The sequence below is a fragment of the Flavobacterium amylolyticum genome (assembly GCF_048284335.1).
Lineage (GTDB): Bacteria > Bacteroidota > Bacteroidia > Flavobacteriales > Flavobacteriaceae > Flavobacterium.
In genome coordinates this window covers 414235-432264 of sequence record NZ_JBLVPG010000002.1, presented here as the reverse complement: position 1 = coordinate 432264, position 18030 = coordinate 414235, and the positions used below count along the sequence as shown (strand labels likewise).

Genomic DNA, 18030 nt, shown 5'->3' with positions numbered 1-18030 from the left:
GTATTATTTATTCAAATACTGGGCGCAAAAAAGTTCGTTCATAGCTTAATATACATTTAGTGTCTGTTGCTATTTTGAAAGCTTCTATACACTCTTTGTCGTCTAAAATTAGTGTTCTATAATTCTCATATTCAGATAAGCTCGGAAATGAAAACAGTGCAAATGCAATATTATTTGCACCTTCAGATGGTAAAAAGTAACCATGATGATTCCCTCCAAAACGGTTGACTAATTTAATCCATCTTTTACTATAATCCTCAAAAATAGCCACTTGAAAAGGGTCTATTGTGTATTTTAAATAACAAGTTATCATACTTTATATCTTAAATTGAACTATTTACTAATTATGTAGTGCTCTAATTGTTTCAACGAAATTCTTCCTTCATAAATTGCCTTACCAATAATTGTTCCTTCACAACCCATTTCAGCTAATTTTGGTAATTCCTCAAAGGTAGAAATTCCTCCTGAAGCAATTAATTTTATGCCGTTGGCTTGCGCCAAAATTTTAGCGTATAAATCAAAGGATGGCCCTTCAAGCATGCCGTCTTTGGCAATATCGGTACAAATCACGTACTGAATCCCTTTAACTTGATACTCTTGGATAAATGGAATCAAATCTTCATTAGAATCTTCTAACCAACCAGAAACTGCTACTTTTTCGTTATTGGCATCTGCTCCCAAAATAATTTTATCAGCACCATATTCTGCAATCCATTTTTCGAATAATTCTCTGTTTTTAACGGCAATACTTCCACCGGTAATTTGATTGGCACCACTTTCAAAAGCAATTTTCAAATCGGAATCCGATTTTAATCCACCACCAAAATCAATTTTCAATTTTGTTTGTGTCGCAATTTGTTCCAGTATTTTGTAATTGACAATTTGACTTGATTTTGCTCCGTCTAAATCAACCAAATGTAAGTATTCGATTCCGTGTGCTTCAAATGATTTCGCTACTTCAAGCGGATTCTCATTGTAAATAATTTTGGTATTATAATCACCTTTTGATAAGCGAACACATTTTCCATCAATGATATCTATTGCGGGTATTATTCTCATTATAAATAATTTAGAGTTTTAAAAAATTAGATAGAATTTGTTCTCCAATATCACCACTTTTTTCTGGGTGAAATTGTGTTCCATAAAAGTTATTTTGCTGTAATGCGGATGCATATTCTACCTCATAATTGGTTGTTGCAATGGACTCATCACAAGTAGGAACATAAAAACTGTGTACTAAGTACATGTATTCATTCTCTTTTATTCCCTGAAACAAAGCCGATTTTAAATTATAGATTGTATTCCAGCCCATTTGGGGTACTTTCACTTTTGGTGTGAATTTAATCACATTAACATCAAAAATTTCTAATCCTTTTGTATTGCCTTCTTCCGATGATTTACACATCAATTGCATCCCAAGACAAATTCCTAGCACAGGCTGTTTCAATGTCGGAATTAATACATCTAAACCACTGTCTATTAGCATTCTCATGGCAAAACTGGCTTCGCCTACACCAGGAAAAATAACTTTGTCAGCAGCTTTAATTTCTTTCCAATCGTTACTCAAAACAGCATTGTATCCCAATCTTTCAATGGCAAACTTGATACTTTGAATATTCCCTACTCCATAATTTATAATAACTATTTTCATCTATTTAATCTTATTGTTGTAAAGTCAAAAGGCATAAAATCAATTCTAACTTTCGCCTTTAGGGTTTTGACTTAATTAAAGCATTCCTTTAGTTGAAGGTAAAATCATCTTTTCAGTATCTCGTTTTACGGCTACTTTTATTGCTTTAGCAAAAGCCTTAAAAATGGCTTCTATCTTGTGATGCTCATTTGTTCCTTCGGCTTTAATATTGATATTGGCTTTCGCACCGTCCGAAAAGGATTTAAAAAAATGATAGAACATCTCCGTTGGCATTTTTCCGACCATCTCACGCTTGAATTCGGTTTCCCAAATCAACCAGTTTCTACCTCCAAAATCAATCGCCACTTGCGCTAAACAATCATCCATTGGTAAACAAAAACCATAGCGTTCAATCCCTAATTTATTGCCTAAAGCTTTTGCAAAAACTTCACCTAGAGCAATCGCTGTATCTTCAATCGTGTGATGTTCATCTACTTCCAAATCTCCTTTTACTAAAACCTCTAAATCCATTTGTCCATGACGCGCAATTTGGTCGAGCATGTGGTCAAAAAAAGCAATTCCAGTTTCGATTTTACTTTTCCCGGTTCCGTCTAAATTCAAATTGATATAAATATCCGTTTCGTTTGTCTTTCTTTCTATGGAAGCGGAACGTTCTTCTAATTTCAAAAACTCATAAATATCTTTCCAATTCGTGGTTTGTAAAGCAATAACATCTTCCAATTCGTGTCTTTTCGAAGATATTTCATCACTTCCCAAACTTTCGTCAGTATTAATAAAAATTGCTTTTGAGCCTAGATTTTTAGCCAATTCCACGTCAGTTATCCTGTCTCCAATTACGAATGAATTTTCTAAATCATACTCAGGATTATCAATATATTTTGTCAACAAACCTAATGCAGGTTTGCGAGTTGGTGCATTTTCGTGTGGAAATGTTTTGTCAATTAATACTGCTGCGAAAACAACCCCTTCATTTTTAAACGCTTTCAGGATCAAATTGTGGACAGGCCAAAAATTAATCTCCGGATGAGAATCAGTTCCCAAACCATCTTGATTAGTTACCATTACGAATTCGAAATCCAATTCCTTAGCTATTTTAGCTAGGTATTGAAAAGCATTTGGATAAAATTCTAATTTTTCAAAACTATCCAATTGATAATCACTTGGCTCCAAAACCATTGTTCCATCACGATCTATAAAAAGTATTTTTTTCATTAAAAAAAGTTTAGATTTTAAGGTTTAAAGTTGTTTTAACACCTCAATTAATTTCATATTTTCTATTTCGGTTCCAACAGTCAAACGCAAACAATTTTCGCATAAAGGTTGGGTTGTTCTGTTTCGAATTACAATCCCCTTAGCAATCAATTCAGCATATCTTTTGTTGGCATCATCTACTTTGATTAAAATAAAATTAGCTTCTGTTGGGTAGATTTCTTCCACAAAATAGATTTGAAGTAATACTTTAAGTAATTCTTCTCTTTGTATTATTATAGAATTAATTTCTTCATTTATAATATTTAAATCATCTAATCGATTTAAAGCTCTTTTTTGAGTCAACTCATTCACATTGTAAGGCGGTTTTATTTTATTCAAAACCGAAATTACTTCAGCAGATGCATAGCATACTCCTAATCTTATTCCAGCTAAACCATACGCTTTAGATAGTGTTTGGGTAATGACTAAATTGGGGTATTCGTCTAGTTCATTAATCCAACTTTCCTTTTTTGAAAAGTCAATATATGCTTCATCAATCACTACTAACCCTTTAAAATTTTGTAAAAGGTACGCCACACTTTCATCAGAAAATGAATTTCCTGTTGGGTTATTAGGCGAACATAAAAAAATAATTTTAGTTTTTACATCAACAGCTTCGATAATTTTCTCGATTTTGGGTTGAAAATCGGATGAAAGCAAGACTTCTCTATTTTCTACTGCATTGATATTGGCCAAAACACCATACATTCCGTATGTTGGCGGCAAAGTGATTACGTTGTCTGTTTTTGGTTCGCAAAAAGCTCTGAATAATAAATCCAATACTTCATCACTTCCGTTTCCCAATAAAATTTGATTGGTTTTGACATTTTTTTGTTTTGCCAAAATTCCTTTAACACTCATTTGTTGGGGATCTGGATACCTGTTTACCCCATTTTCAAAAGGATTTTCATTGGCATCCAAAAAAATCATATTCTCAGTATCAAAACCCTCAAACTCATCTCTAGCCGAAGAATAAGGCTTTAATTGCTTTACGTTTTCTCTAACTAAACTATTTATATCGAAATTATTTTCCATTTTCAATTGCATTTAATCGTAGTGTAACTGCATTTTTGTGTGCGTGTAATCCTTCGGCTTCTGCCATAATTTCTATGGCTTTTCCAATATTTTGTATTCCTTTTTGGGATATTTTTTGAAAAGTCATTGCTTTAGTAAAACTATCCAGATTTACACCACTATAATTCTTTGCGTAGCCGTTCGTAGGTAACGTATGATTTGTTCCTGAGGCATAATCCCCCGCACTTTCAGGAGTATAATTCCCAATAAAAACAGAACCGGCATTATATACGCCGTTGCTGTAAAAATCATCAAATTCAGAACAAATTATAAAGTGTTCCGGTCCGTACTCATTGATTAGTTCTAAAGCAATTGTATCATTTTCTACAAAAATTAATTTTGAATTAGCAATCGATTTTTTAGCAATTGCTCTTCTTGGTAAAACCTCCAGTTGGATTTGGATTTCATTTTCAACGGCATCAATTAATTTTTTAGAAGTAGAAACTAAAATAACCTGACTGTCTGCACCATGTTCTGCTTGTGATAATAAATCAGATGCTACAAATGCAGGAACTGCAGTATCATCTGCCACAATTAATAATTCAGATGGTCCTGCCGGCATATCGATTGCTACGCCAAATTGAGTTGCCAATTGCTTAGCAACAGTTACAAATTGGTTTCCAGGGCCAAAAATTTTGTACACTTTTGGAACTGATTGGGTACCAAAGGTCATTGCTGCAATTGCTTGAATACCTCCAACTTTTAATATTTTTGTTACCCCGCATAAATTTGCAGCATATAAAATAGCAGGATTTATAATTCCATTTTTATCTGGAGGGGAACATAATACTATTTCGTTGCAACCTGCAATTTCTGCCGGTACTGCTAACATTAAAACCGTTGAAAATAAAGGTGCAGTTCCCCCCGGAATATACAAACCAATTTTTTGAATGGGTCTTTTTTCTTGCCAACACTTTACACCTTCGATCGTTTCTACTTCTATTCGCTCCGTTTTTTGGGCAATATGAAATTTTGTAATGTTTGATTTCGCAAGTGATATAGCCTCTTTCAGTTCTATGGAAACAGATGCTATAGCCAAAGCAATTTCGGCTTTGCTAACTTCAATTGTCTCGATTTTTACCCCATCAAAAAGAGAGGTATATTTTGCAACAGCAGTATCTCCTTTTTTCTGTACTTCGTTGAATATTTCTTTAACTGTTGCTTCGATATCATCAACAGTTTTTGTTGGTCTTTCTAAAATGGAAGTCCAAGTATCCGATTTTGGATTGTATATTTTATTCATTTTAATTGTATTCAAAGATTAGATGATTCCTAAATTAAAATAAGTGTTTTTTAATTTATTACTTGTTATTTGAAACTTTAAAGGACCATTTTTTCTATTGGACAAACCAAAATTCCTTCGGCACCAGCTTCTTTCAATAAATCAATCACGTCCCAGAAACTGTCTTTGTCTATTACAGAGTGTACGCTACTCCACCCTGGTTGCGCTAATGGCAACACGGTAAGGCTTCGTAAAACGGGTAGTATTTTTCCAATAGCTTCAATTTTTTCATTGGGAACATTCATCAAAATGTATTTTGATTTTCGCGCTCTCAGAACAGATTCTATTCTGAATTGTAGAATATCGATTAGCTTTTGAACTTCTGGCGTGACCTTTGGGGAAACCGCTAAAACAGCTTCACTGTTCAAAATTACTTCTACTTCTTTTAGATTATTTTTAAACAAAGTACTTCCACTGGACACAATATCTACAATAGCGTCCGCTAAACCAATATTAGGCGCAATTTCTACCGATCCTGAGATTTGGTGGATATCAACTTTTAATCCAAATGAATCAAAATATTCGTTTACCGTATTAGGATAAGAGGTGGCAATACGCATACCGTCAAGATCCTTGATGGAATTGTATTCAAAAGTTTTAGGAACTGCAACAGAAACTTTACATTTAGAAAAACCCAGTTTTTGAGCGATTATAATATTTTTTCCTTTTTCTACCAAAAGGTTATCGCCAACAATAGCAGCATCAACAACTCCATCTAATAAATATTGGGGAATATCTGAATTTCTAAGGAATAATACTTCTAACGGAAAATTCGTTGCTTCCGCTTTTAATTGGTCATTCCCATTATTGATGGAAATGCCACAATCTTTTAAGATTTGTATGCTGTCTTCATTTAAACGACCTGATTTTTGAATTGCAATCTTTAGTGTACTCATTTTTTAATTTTTTTTGTTTAAAATATTTTGATTGAGTACAAATAAGGGTAATAAAAAACCCGTTTGATGTACTCAAACGGGTTTTAGAATATGTTGATTTACACACATATCATTAACACATCGCTTGAGAGCAAGAATGTAAATGATGATGATGGAATTGATTTGTAAACATTGAATTTATTTTCTTTTTAATTCTTCTGCAAATATAGGAGATATATTTATTTAAAAGCAATTTTTATTTTAACTTATAGTTATGAATTTGTTAAAATTATTTTTCTTTCATCTGAATATCTAATTTTTCTGGAGATAAACTATCTTTATTAATCAATGGATTCAAGTCTTTTTCTCTAATTTCAGTGTGTCGAATCTCACCTCCTGTTGTACCTACATTAATGGAAATAATTCCTGATAGTAAAGCCAAAATCAAAGTGATAAATGAAAATATCTTTGCTAATCGAAACTTTTTGATAGAAGCTACTATTGAAATTAACGCAAAGAATCCAGTGACATAAAGTAGTAAAGCAAATTTTTCGGCTATTTCTTCATGTTCATGAATAATGGCTTTGCCAATTCCTGGAAAATCTTCCACTATCTCTTCGGCCCCTTCTCCGGTGCTCATGCTCAATATACCAAAAACGGTAGCAATAATTAATACAATATAGGCTGTGTTTTTTACGGAATCATTGTTTAAAAGCAATCCTGTTATCAATATTCCGATTCCAAAAATAGTCCCGATGATTGGAAAATGGTTTACCACCATATGCAAGTGCGCATCATTCATATTCGTTTTTTTTAGATATAAGTTTGTTAAGTGTTCTAAATTTAATAATTATAAACCAATGTATGAGCCATTCAGATAGGATTTAGGAGTGCCCCTGAAGGATTACTTCAGGTTTACTTTAGAGAAACTCAATATAACATTTGTCCCTATATTTTCTTCACTTGTAATTGTGATATCAATATTAAGTAGTAAACATAACCTTTTTACAATTGACAAGCCTAGTCCACTGCCTTTTATTTCAGGATGTTGATTCGATTTTGAACGGTAGAATTGATGGAAAATTCTATTTAAGTCTTCTTTAGGGATTCCTATTCCTGTATCAATTATTTGACATTCAATTTTAGAATGAGTTTCTTTTATATTCACCGTTAAATTTCCATTTTCATTGGAATACTTTAACGCATTAGAAACCAAGTTGCTAATAACGATTGAAAACAAATAACTATCCGTTTGCAGATAATAATCGCTATGAAAATTAGTATAAATATTAATATTTTTGAACTTAATGAGGGGAGAATTTCGGGCTATAATATCTAAAAATACAGCATTTAAATAGACTTTTTCTATTTTTAAACTCTGATTTTGATTTTCAAATCGCGCCAATAAAAGCAATTGGTCTACTAAATGGTTCAATCGATTGACTTCTGCAATACAAAAATTTATTTTTTCCTCATATTCGCCCTGATTTCGAGGTTTCCTAATTAAAACTTCTAAGGTTCCTTTAATAACCGTTAACGGGGTTCTTAATTCATGGGATGCATCAGAAGTAAATTGTTTTTCTCTTTCAATGGCTGTTTCAATTCTATCCAATAAATTATTTATGGTTTGTGATAAAATATACAATTCGTCACGGTTTTGAGGCAAACGAATTCTGGAAATTAGATTGTCTTTTGTAATTATATTTGAGGTTCTTATAATAGAACTAATGGGTTTTATACTTCTACCAGCAAAAAATCGAGCAATAAAAAAAAGTAGCACCAGAATCAAAGGATAAACAATAATCAGTACTTCGGATAAATTATTAAGTACCATTGTAGCATCTTCTAAAGACATAGCAATAAGGATGTAACCAATCACTTTTGTTTTTTGATATATCGGAACTTGAATTTGTCGAATCGAATTATCGGCTAATTTTGTGTCAAAAAGTTTATTTGATGGATTTTCTTTATTGAATGTTAATGTCGCTTTTTTAAGATTAGGAGATTTCTCAATAACATTTTTATTATGATCAACAAACTGAATGAATACTGGATTTACATCTAGTGTATTGTGTTCGCGTTCTTTCCATTCTTCCTGATCAATTAAATTAAATGTGTTGCCCAGAATTTCAATTTCAGTTAAATGTTTCTCTATTTCCGTATTTATATCATTATTCACATGGCTGTAAACGCTAAATTCTACAATAGAATAAATAATAAAGAAAACTGCAAAAATCAATAAAGCTGTAGTTATAATATAATAAGAAGCGATTCTATTTTTAAAAGAAAGTTGTTGCATAATTATTTAGTCAATTGCAATATAGCCAACACCACGAACGGTTTTTATGTAGTCTTGCTCAATTTTTAAATTCAATTTTTTACGAATTGCATTCATGAAAACATCAATAACACCCGTGTCATATTCAAAATGTATATCCCAAACATCCTCAATAATTTGAGTTCTAGTGCAGACTTTACCTTTGTTTTTTACTAAATATTTTAATAGATCAAATTCGCGTTGGGTTAAATTTACTTCATTTTCATTTACTAGAACACGATGTTTCGCACTATCAATTTCAATTGTTCCAAGTTTAAGGATGTGATTTTCATTTTGATTTCGGAAATGAATCTTAATTCGTTCTACCAATTCGTCAAAACTAAATGGTTTTTTTATATAATCGTTTGCACCAGCTTTTAAACCCTCGATAGTTTCTTGCACGGTATCTTTTGCAGTCAAAAAGAGGATTGGAGTATGACTGTTTTTCAATCGAATGGCCCTACAGAGTTCCAATCCAGTCATTTTGGGTAACATCCAGTCTAGTAAAATTAAATCATAGCTGTTTTTTAATGTTAACTCAAATCCCTTTAAACCGTCTGAAGCACTGCTTATTGTATACCCTTCTTCTTCTAATCCTTGTTTAAGGAATTGAATAATACCAGCTTCATCTTCGACAATCAATATGTGCATATTTTTAGTACTTTAAATTTTATTGCATTATAAACTTAAACGCTATGGTGGCAATGTTAGCCTTTAGAGTATCACTTCTTTGATAATGATTGAATCTAAAATCAATGTTTTTTAGACCAAATTTCCAAATTTTTGAAGCCGTAAAAATATCGGTATAATTAATCCCAAAACCATATTGATTGGCATCAAATGTAGCTAAATCAGCATCGGAAGTATAATATCTTTGCGTTGATAAATGAGTTTCATAAGGGGCATAATATTTTGAAGCTATTTGTGTGTAATACCGATACATTGGAAAAACCGTGAATTTATCTGATAGTTTTATAGGAAGTTCAATAGTTGCTGTATGGGATTGAATGTCCCAGTTATCAGAATAGAAGCGATAATAGGTTCTCACTATAAATCGTTCATTAATATAATAATTTAATCGTGCTCCTAATGGTATTTTAGATCTGGAGTCCGGTAATCGCTCTATGTCATCTGCCAGTTTATAAACACCCGTATTTGTTGTGCTTTCATAATTATTTATATATTTAGCTTGACCTATGTAATAATTAGCTTTATCAGCAAAATAAATTCGGTGATACGGAGAGGACAACAAACCTTGCTGCTGTAAAATATCAAAGAAAATGGAGAACTGTAACTTTTTAGTTACTACTTGAGAAAATCCAAAAGAAGCAGAATAGGAATTTCTATTTACTGCGGTAATGGTTTGAAATGCAGAAGGTAAATAACTCGTAGAGCCTTGTCCGTTTTGATCTAGAACAGTTACACCGTTAAAATAGCCTTGTCTCATAAAATTAGCACCATATAAGGAGTATTCATGAAGTTCAGTAGGATAAATAGGCCTCCATTGATCAAGGTACACATTAGCTTTAAAGCTTAATTCTGTATTTTTTTGATTAAAAAGAGTTGCAATTCCTCCGCCAAAACCGATTGAAGTATAATCGTACTCATTAGAAAAAGAAACATCCGAATTCCAAATAAAATTTCTAGAATCGCTACTATGACTATAATTAGCTCCAACTGCTACTAATTGATCACTTCTTGAAGCACCCGAGGATGCCTGCCATGGAGTTCCATTAGGTCCGCTCCCATTGGGACTGCCTGAACTGGAAGCTCCAGTTGAATTAAACGGGTTGATATTACTTGATGATGCTGATGAATAGGCTGATATCCCTAAATCAATTGTTAGAACATCATCTTCATTTAATGGCATTGCCACCACGATATTTGAGGCTACATCCGTTAATTTTTCAGAACCTATTCCTCCAGAAACGGCTGATTTTGATCCGTCTTGGACGTAATAACTGGCTAAAAAATCAACCTCAGTATTTTCTAACACTCTTTTTTTAAATACTGGAACCGTGCTTTTATCTTGCGAAAATACAGTGCCACTGATTAATAGTATTAAAAGTAAAAAATTTATTTTCATTGTGTAAAAATTACAATTTATATTTTTTTGCGCATTAGTTACAACCACAACCGCCTCCTGATTTACCTCCGTTTGCTCCTGCTGCCGCTTCTCGATATACTTGAAAAGAGGTTTCATATCGCTCCGCTGTTCTTGCAGTGAGTTTCATATCGGGATCATTTATTTTTTCTTTTTCATATTCTTTTACGGTGCTACACGATTGTAGAATCAGTACTGTGAAAAATAAAACCGCTATCTTTTTTACCATTTTGAATGTCGTTAATTAATTATATTTTTTGATGTCAATTCCTTTTGATGAAAAAATCTTTCCTTTATCATCAACAATAATACATTCAATCCCTTTAAGTTGATTTACTAAATCAATACCAACCTCTACTCCAAGCACAAAAATTCCTGTGGCTAAAGCGTCAGCAATTTCAGTTTGCTTTGCAAAGACAGATACGCTTACCACGCCAGTTGCCGGATAACCCGTTCTTGGATCTATAATATGTGAATAGCGCGTTCCATTAAAAATTACATACTTTTCATAACTCCCTGAAGTTTCAACGGCGCTATTTTCTAAAGGAAATGTAGCGAAAATTTTATTTTTATTTAAAGGGTTTACAATGCCTACATTCCAAAGTTTACCATCCGGTTGTTTTCCCCAGGCGTTGATATCTCCCGAAACATTTACAATACCGGATTTGCATCCATTAGAAAGCAACAAATCTTTAACTTTATCAGCAATATAGCCTTGGCCAATGCCGCCCAAACCCAATTTCATTCCTTCTGATTTAAGAAAAATAGTCTGATTTTTTTTGTCTAGAATAATATTTTTATAGCCAATTTTTGCTACAGATTTTTTTATCGCTTCTTCCGTTGGCATTACTTTCATTGAACCATCAAACTTCCAAATTTTGTCCATTGAAGCATACGAAATATCAAATGCTCCAGCAGTAATTTGAGAAATTTTAATCGCTCTTTCTACTAATTCAAAAACCTCGGCATTTACTTTTACAGGTTGAATACCTGCATTTTTATTGACTAGTGAGATTTGTGTAGTAGGAATCCAATCAGAAATTAAGTACTCAATGCGTCTGACTTCGGCTATAGCCAAATCAATATATTCATTCGCTTTAATCGTATCATTTGCGACAGCCGTAACTTCAAAAGGACTTCCCAACATAGACAACTTCCTTTTATGGGCAATCTGACCAAAAGAAACAATCGATGTCAACAATAAACAGAGTAAAATTAATTTTTGCATTATCTCTCAAATGAATGGATTAATTCAATATAATCTGTAGGAGAGGTATTTTTGAATCCTGTAATTCCTAATACACTACCAGTTTTATCTAAAAGTAAAACCAATGGAAAATTCCCGGATTTATTGTATTGTTCCGCTAGTTTTTTATTGCTTTCTGACAATTCAGATGCTAACTGATTTACTTTTTTCTTTGGAAAATCAGCTTTGTAAATGACCCATTTTTGTTCCGCTTCTTTTTGAAATTCTTCTGATTTCCAAATAGTATTTTCTAATTTTATGCAGGGTGCGCACCAATCTGATCCTGAAAAAACAAGAAGAATGTTTTTATTTTCCTGAAGCGCTTTACTACTTGCCTCTTCAAAATTTGTTGTCCAGTTTTGGGAATATCCAAGTGTTCCTAAAAAGAGAAAAAAAATAAGCACGTGTTTTTTCATTAGAGATCTATTTTAGAGGTGTAAAAGTATTTAATTCTTCTGTAGGAATGCTTTCAAATGGTTAAAATTAAGTAAGAATTAATTGTGTATAAAAAGTATTAATTAGTATTTATTTTCAATTTAATTTCCCCTTTAAAAGACACCAATTCATACTAACAACACATTTTAATTAAACATAAACGGTCAAAGTTGTTCCTGCTAATGTAGTTTTATACTCTTTCAAATTAGAAGAAGCTGGCCCGCTTGTAACAACCCCTTTACTTGTAAATTGGGAATTATGCCTTGGACAAACAAATTTATTGCCTCCTTCATCATAATTGACAATTACTCCTTCGTGTGGACATGCCGCTGAAACTGCTAAAAATTCACCTGCACTAGTTCGTGCAATAATTATTCCTTTGGTCACTAGAAACCCGCCGTTTGTAGCTAAAGTCCCCATGCTTACATCAACTGTAAAATTCGAATTAGCTGATGGCGCTGGAGTACCAGCGTTAGTGCCTGATCCTGTATTGGTGTCATCTGAACTACAGCTTGTGGCCATGCCTGCAAGGCAAGCCGGTAACAAAACTGTTGCAGCTCCAAATCCTACTCTTGCAAAAAATTCTTTTCTAGTCATAATTCTTTTATGTATTGGGTTAGTATATATAAATGTATACGAAAAAAATACAGCTGTAGTTTTCATTTAACTAAAAAATAAAATAAAAGTTACTCATAGCTTTAAAACATTAAGCAATTCTTAAAAATTAGTACTAAAGTTTATGTTTACTTTTACATTTAAATTTATTATCATGCAACTGTTTCAAAAAACTGCACCATTCTATTATTTACTACTATTCTACACGACTGTAAGTTTCATTTCTAGAATAATTCTTTTATTCCATCCTATTACCCAAGCCTCATTTACTGCTATTGATACCCTATCACTATTCGTATTTGGTTTCCTTTCTGATTTTTTTATTTTTATATTGATCAGTGCTTTTTTATGGATATACCTTATTTTCATATCCAATTCGAAATATTTTAAACCCTACGGTTACATCATTTTTGGTTTATTTGTAGGATTGTTGATTTATGTTTCATTTGGAAATACTATTCTCAATGAGTATGGTGGTGCTTTGCCTAAAATTGGTATCATTTTTATAGCAATTAAAACAGTCCTATTTGGATTGCTACTTTTTTTGCCTACATATCGAAACCAAATACGATTCTGGCTGTTTTCTTTTGTCATTTTTCTTTATGTTGTTCTAATTTTACAAAACGGAATTAGTGAGTACTTTTTTTGGAATGAATTTGGGGTAAAATATAATTTTATTGCAGTAAATTATTTGGTTTACACCAATGAGGTTATAGGAAATATTATAGAGTCATATCCTGTTATTCCATTGTTTACTGTACTTTTTATTGTTGCAGGAAGTGTAACCTATTTAATTGTAAAAAAATCAAAAAAGTACATTCAGAGCCTCCCAGGATTTGTAGAAAAAATAAAACTGTCTGGAATTTATTTTTCGCTTTTTGGTCTCTCAATACTGGCCATTCCATTTTTATCTTTAAAAGAAAACTCACATAATGTTTTTGCAAATGAGCTGCAGGCAAATGGTATTTATAAATTCTATCTGGCATTTGTGCGCAGTGAACTGGATTATTTCAAATTTTATAAAACAGTTCCCAATAGAGAAGCCTTTGCGCAATTAAAGAAACAAATTCCTTCCATTTCAGGAGAAACAACTTTGAGACAAATAAAAAATGAAGCTACTGAAAATCATAAAAATGTAGTACTAATAACTATTGAAAGTTACAGTGCCGAATTCATGAAAATGTATGGTAACGACAAAAATATCACTCCTTTCTTAGACAGTCTGGCCAGCAAAAGTTTAGTTTTTACAAACCTCTATGCTGTTGGAAACAGAACAGTTCGTGGACTTGAGGCAGTTACTTTGTGTTTTCCTCCTACAGCAGGGGAAAGTGTGGTAAAAAGAAAAGACAATAAAAACAAGTTCTCAACCGGAACTGTCTTTAAACAAAAAGGGTACACTGTAAAGTTTATGTATGGTGGCGATGCTTTTTTTGATAATATGGAAGATTTTTTTGTGGGAAATGGATACGAAATTGTAGATAAAAAAACGTTCACTCCAAAAGAAATCACTTTCGATAATATTTGGGGAGTTTGCGATGAAGATATGTACAACAAGGCCATCACGATTATGAATACTGAGGCAAAGGCAAATAAGCCGTTCTTTAATCATATAATGACCGTAAGCAATCACAGACCATTCACTTATCCTAATGGAAAAATAGACATTCCAGGCGATGCAAAATCTCGTGACGGTGGAGTTAAGTATACTGACTTTGCAATCAAAAAATTCTTTGAAATGGCTAAAAAACAACCTTGGTTTACCAATACTGTTTTTGTTATTTTAGCAGATCATTGTGCTTCAAGCGCAGGAAAAATAGAGTTGCCGGTAGACAAATATAGAATTCCAGCCCTGATTTATAGTCCTGATTTTATAGCACCTAAAAAATATACCAAGCTAATGTCACAGATTGACATAATGCCTACAGTATTTGGATTATTAAACTTTAATTATCAAAGTAAATTTTATGGTCAGGACGTGCTAAAATCTGATTATAAGCCCAGAGCTTTGATCGCAACGTATCAAGATTTAGGATTAATAAAGGATGGTATTGTAACTATAATATCACCCAAACAAAAAGCCAAACAATTTCAATTGACCTTAAAACCAAAGCAAAAAGTAGGTTTTGATTTTCAAATTTTTTACAATCAGACACCCTTGATAAAAGAAAGACCCAATTTAATAAAAGAAACGATTTCCTATTATCAAACAGCCTCTGATATATTAAACAAAAAAAACTATCAAAAAATTAATTAGCAAAAAAAAACGGGTGAAATTAAAGTTTCACCCGTTTTAAATTATATTTTTATTTGTTATTCTTTTTCATTTATTAAACCAAAAAGAGTACCTTTTTCAAAAGTTTTTAAATCCTTTTTCAATCCTTTACTATTTCGTTTTGTGAGTTCAGCTGCATCAAGATTGCTTAAATCGGGTTTTCCTGCATTTACCCACGCTGTATACCAAAAACTCGCAGTTGCAGTAATTGCTTTTTTCATTTGTTTTTCAACCATACCGTTTAACTCCGTATGAAATTTGCTTGCATATTCATCCGAATATTGCATACCTCCATATTTGTTTTTAACTACATTTCCTGCGGCATCCGTTACATACATTTTGTTTTCAGCGGTTGTTGATCTTAGTTTTTTATCCGCTGCTAATAAAGGATCTACTAAACTGTGAGTATCAAAAATAATATTCCAAGTTGCTTTATCTACATTTTCTAAATATATAGCTTCCGGAACATTTAACTTATAATCTTTGACAAACAATTCAGGCAAACGACTTTCCCATAAAGAATGAATTCCTTTTTGATTCGTATTTTGGCCATCATGATTATCAGAAGTATGCAAAGGCATGTGTGCATCTGCAATGTAATGCCCTAAATCACCCGCAATAAATAATATTTCGTTTTTTCTTTTTTCTTTAAAAGCCTTAGTCAACTTGACCATCATATCCTGAATGTACCAAGGTAAAATTCCATTTTTAGTCAAGAATTTCTCCTCATATTTTAGTTTTGCCTCTTCCATAGTTTTGGGAAAAGTTTCTACATCACCAAAATTCTCCATGTCAAAATAATGACGAGGGGCTTCAGCTTTGTCGTTTAATACATTTCTTCTTAAATCTGGGACCGTAGATTCTTGCGTGATAAAATCAATATGATTATAAAAAAAAATTTGTAATGGTTTTGGCAGTGCCATTACAGCTGCTCTGTTGATTCGCTCATGACCGATAATTCCCCATGACATAAGAAAAAAAGCAACTCCAATAGTAGATAAAACAATAAGTGTAGGTCTGATTTTAAATTTTTTCATTAAATTTATTTTTTTTGAGATACAAATATATTTCTTTAAATCGTTATTAAGAAAATTTGGGTTTAAGATTCTGTTAATAAAAAAGAAAACAACAACTATGTTTCGACATCAAGGAAAAAACAGAACTTTTGTTCATAATCTTCGTTTAGCTACTTTGTTGTCTTTTGTAGCCGGAATAGTAAATGTTACGGGAGTATTATCTATAAATACATTAACTACAAATGTAACTGGTCATTTTGCTTATTTTGCCGAAGAAATAATGAAGCAGAATTATCTGGCTGCATTAACTTTTTTAGTTTTTACCCTTTTCTTTTTGTTAGGTGCTTTTACGTCTAATTTTTTAGCAGAATTGATTTCTAAAAAACATCCTAATTTATCTCATGTTATTCCAATTTCACTGGAAATGATTGTTTTAATAAGTGTTGGTTTTTTTGGAACGCAATCTGGCTTAACTAGTTTTGAAGGAAATTCGATCGCTTTTTCAATGCTTTTTGCTATGGGAATACAAAACTCATTAGTTACTAAAATTTCTCAATCAACAGTACGAACTACACATTTAACAGGACTTTTTACAGATTTAGGAATAGAATTGTCTCAATTATTTTTCTATAAAAAAACCGAAGAAAACAAAAAATTAAAAACTAGTATTTTTTTAAGAGTATCCATTATTATTTTCTTTTTCATTGGTTGTTTTTTAGGAGGCTTTCTTTATGTTTTTTTAAAAATGAAAACCCTTTTTATTGCAGCAACTTTTTTATTAATCGCACTTTTGTATGATTATTTGCGATTAAAATTTCATATTATCAAACGGAAAAACGTTCTACGTAAAATTATTTTAAATAAACAACCAAGATTAAAGTAGCTAAAGCTATCGATATCCATAACAAAATTCCCTGCGTAAGTGGTTTCCATCCCACCGATTTAAAAACAGTTTTATTTAATCCGGCTCCAATTAAAAATAAAGTTACCGTCAAACCTATTTTGGAAACTGAAACTAGGTGCGGCGCTACACTCACCATTTGTGGCAGATAGGTATTGGCAGTCATCGCCAAAATAAACAATCCAATAAAATAAGGAATTTTTATTTTGCCCGATTTATTTTTAAAAATTAATGCCGTAATCAATGCTACTGGAACAATCCATAAAGCACGGGCTAATTTTACCGTAGTTGCTATTTGTAAGGCTTCAGGTCCATATCTACTCGCAGCTCCTACCACAGAGCTTGTGTCATGAATAGCAATGGCGCACCATAATCCAAATTCTTTTTGTGATAAATCTAACCAGTAAGCTACAGCAGGAAATAAAAACAACGCAATTGAATTAAGAATAAAAATTACTCCCAAAGCCACTGAAGTTTGCTTTTCATTTGATTCGATTACTGGTGCAATAGCAGCTATAGCACTACCTCCACAAATTGCAGTACCACAAGAAATTAGATGGGAGGTTTTCTTGTCGGTTTTAAACCATTTTCCTAGAAAAGTTCCTAAAACTAAAGTAACAGCAATAGAAATTACAGTAAACAAAAACCCTTCTTTTCCGGCTGATACTGCATTGTTAATATTCATCCCAAATCCTAAACCAACAACTGAAAATTGTAATAAATAATTAGTGGCTTTATGATTTAATTCTAAGAAAGGATGTCCAAAAAGATTGGCGACAATCAAACCCAATACTAAAGCAATTGGCGGAGAAACAAAAATTGTGGTACAAATCAATAACAAGGCAACAAAAATGAGTTGCTGCAATGTGGAGTTTACTTTTAAAAAAATAAAAGATTCTTTTTGAATTACTTTTTGATGCGTTTCCAATGTAAAGCTGTTGAATTATTACAATACAAAGATGGAGCGATAAATCTATTTACACCAATCGCA

General features: G+C 32.2%; 19 protein-coding genes. 2 read left to right on the top strand and 17 right to left on the bottom strand.

Annotated elements, in window-relative coordinates; translation table 11 throughout:
* Positions 1 to 7: 7 nt before the first annotated feature.
* The 15 genes from ACNQF9_RS08050 to ACNQF9_RS07980 all read right to left on the bottom strand — a co-directional run bounded on the left by ACNQF9_RS08050 (position 8) and on the right by ACNQF9_RS07980 (position 12832).
* Positions 8 to 313 carry an NIPSNAP family protein gene (locus tag ACNQF9_RS08050; protein WP_417989990.1) on the bottom strand — a complete coding sequence of 102 codons (306 nt, stop codon included), beginning with the start codon at positions 311 to 313 and terminating at the stop codon, positions 8 to 10.
* 20 nt (positions 314 to 333) lie between these two features.
* Positions 334 to 1059 (bottom strand): 1-(5-phosphoribosyl)-5-[(5-phosphoribosylamino)methylideneamino]imidazole-4-carboxamide isomerase, encoded by a 726-nt coding sequence (gene hisA, locus ACNQF9_RS08045; RefSeq protein WP_417960048.1) that lies wholly within the window; start codon positions 1057 to 1059, stop codon positions 334 to 336.
* 10 nt (positions 1060 to 1069) lie between these two features.
* On the bottom strand, positions 1070 to 1651 hold the full coding sequence (gene hisH, locus ACNQF9_RS08040; protein WP_417989989.1) for an imidazole glycerol phosphate synthase subunit HisH: 582 nt from the start codon (positions 1649 to 1651) through the stop codon (positions 1070 to 1072).
* A 75-nt stretch (positions 1652 to 1726) separates the two neighbouring features.
* Positions 1727 to 2863 (bottom strand): bifunctional histidinol-phosphatase/imidazoleglycerol-phosphate dehydratase HisB, encoded by a 1137-nt coding sequence (hisB, locus tag ACNQF9_RS08035; protein WP_417960050.1) that lies wholly within the window; start codon positions 2861 to 2863, stop codon positions 1727 to 1729.
* A 24-nt stretch (positions 2864 to 2887) separates the two neighbouring features.
* Positions 2888 to 3937, bottom strand: coding sequence for a histidinol-phosphate transaminase (hisC, locus tag ACNQF9_RS08030; protein ID WP_417989988.1), 1050 nt, complete (start codon positions 3935 to 3937; stop codon positions 2888 to 2890).
* Positions 3927 to 5219: a histidinol dehydrogenase gene (gene hisD / locus ACNQF9_RS08025; RefSeq protein WP_417960052.1), complete on the bottom strand. Its 1293-nt coding sequence runs from the start codon at positions 5217 to 5219 to the stop codon at positions 3927 to 3929. The genes hisC and hisD overlap by 11 nt, the downstream gene beginning before the upstream one ends.
* A gap of 77 nt (positions 5220 to 5296) precedes the next feature.
* Positions 5297 to 6154 (bottom strand): ATP phosphoribosyltransferase, encoded by an 858-nt coding sequence (gene hisG, locus ACNQF9_RS08020; protein ID WP_417960053.1) that lies wholly within the window; start codon positions 6152 to 6154, stop codon positions 5297 to 5299.
* 268 nt (positions 6155 to 6422) lie between these two features.
* Positions 6423 to 6935: a hypothetical protein gene (locus tag ACNQF9_RS08015; protein ID WP_417960054.1), complete on the bottom strand. Its 513-nt coding sequence runs from the start codon at positions 6933 to 6935 to the stop codon at positions 6423 to 6425.
* Positions 6936 to 7037: 102 nt separating this feature from the next.
* The gene (locus tag ACNQF9_RS08010; protein ID WP_417960055.1) at positions 7038 to 8432 is read right to left on the bottom strand and encodes a sensor histidine kinase; all 1395 of its coding nucleotides are present in this window, start codon (positions 8430 to 8432) and stop codon (positions 7038 to 7040) included.
* Between the two features lie 6 nt (positions 8433 to 8438).
* Positions 8439 to 9101, bottom strand: coding sequence for a response regulator transcription factor (locus tag ACNQF9_RS08005; RefSeq protein ID WP_417960056.1), 663 nt, complete (start codon positions 9099 to 9101; stop codon positions 8439 to 8441).
* A 19-nt stretch (positions 9102 to 9120) separates the two neighbouring features.
* Positions 9121 to 10536 (bottom strand): DUF3570 domain-containing protein, encoded by a 1416-nt coding sequence (locus ACNQF9_RS08000; RefSeq protein WP_417960057.1) that lies wholly within the window; start codon positions 10534 to 10536, stop codon positions 9121 to 9123.
* A gap of 34 nt (positions 10537 to 10570) precedes the next feature.
* The gene (locus ACNQF9_RS07995; protein WP_417960058.1) at positions 10571 to 10783 is read right to left on the bottom strand and encodes a DUF4266 domain-containing protein; all 213 of its coding nucleotides are present in this window, start codon (positions 10781 to 10783) and stop codon (positions 10571 to 10573) included.
* A gap of 15 nt (positions 10784 to 10798) precedes the next feature.
* Positions 10799 to 11782, bottom strand: coding sequence for an FAD:protein FMN transferase (locus tag ACNQF9_RS07990; protein WP_417960059.1), 984 nt, complete (start codon positions 11780 to 11782; stop codon positions 10799 to 10801).
* Positions 11782 to 12216, bottom strand: a complete 435-nt coding sequence (locus tag ACNQF9_RS07985; RefSeq protein ID WP_417960060.1) for a thioredoxin family protein — start codon at positions 12214 to 12216, stop codon at positions 11782 to 11784. The genes ACNQF9_RS07990 and ACNQF9_RS07985 overlap by 1 nt, the downstream gene beginning before the upstream one ends.
* Positions 12217 to 12385: 169 nt before the next feature.
* Positions 12386 to 12832, bottom strand: coding sequence for a QcrA and Rieske domain-containing protein (locus ACNQF9_RS07980; RefSeq protein ID WP_417960061.1), 447 nt, complete (start codon positions 12830 to 12832; stop codon positions 12386 to 12388).
* A 172-nt stretch (positions 12833 to 13004) separates the two neighbouring features.
* Between ACNQF9_RS07980 and ACNQF9_RS07975 the strand changes: the two genes are divergently transcribed.
* Positions 13005 to 15104, top strand: a complete 2100-nt coding sequence (locus ACNQF9_RS07975; protein ID WP_417960062.1) for an LTA synthase family protein — start codon at positions 13005 to 13007, stop codon at positions 15102 to 15104.
* A gap of 56 nt (positions 15105 to 15160) precedes the next feature.
* Here ACNQF9_RS07975 and ACNQF9_RS07970 read toward each other — a convergent pair whose 3' ends face one another.
* The gene (locus ACNQF9_RS07970) at positions 15161 to 16159 is read right to left on the bottom strand and encodes a zinc dependent phospholipase C family protein (RefSeq protein ID WP_417960063.1); all 999 of its coding nucleotides are present in this window, start codon (positions 16157 to 16159) and stop codon (positions 15161 to 15163) included.
* A gap of 97 nt (positions 16160 to 16256) precedes the next feature.
* On the opposite strand from ACNQF9_RS07970, the gene ACNQF9_RS07965 reads away from it, so the two are divergent.
* Positions 16257 to 17021, top strand: a complete 765-nt coding sequence (locus ACNQF9_RS07965; RefSeq protein ID WP_417960064.1) for a YoaK family protein — start codon at positions 16257 to 16259, stop codon at positions 17019 to 17021.
* Here the strand turns inward: ACNQF9_RS07965 and ACNQF9_RS07960 are convergent.
* Complete coding sequence (locus ACNQF9_RS07960; protein WP_417989987.1) at positions 16990 to 17967, bottom strand: YeiH family protein; 978 nt, start codon at positions 17965 to 17967, stop codon at positions 16990 to 16992. The genes ACNQF9_RS07965 and ACNQF9_RS07960 overlap by 32 nt on opposite strands.
* Positions 17968 to 18030 lie beyond the last annotated feature (63 nt).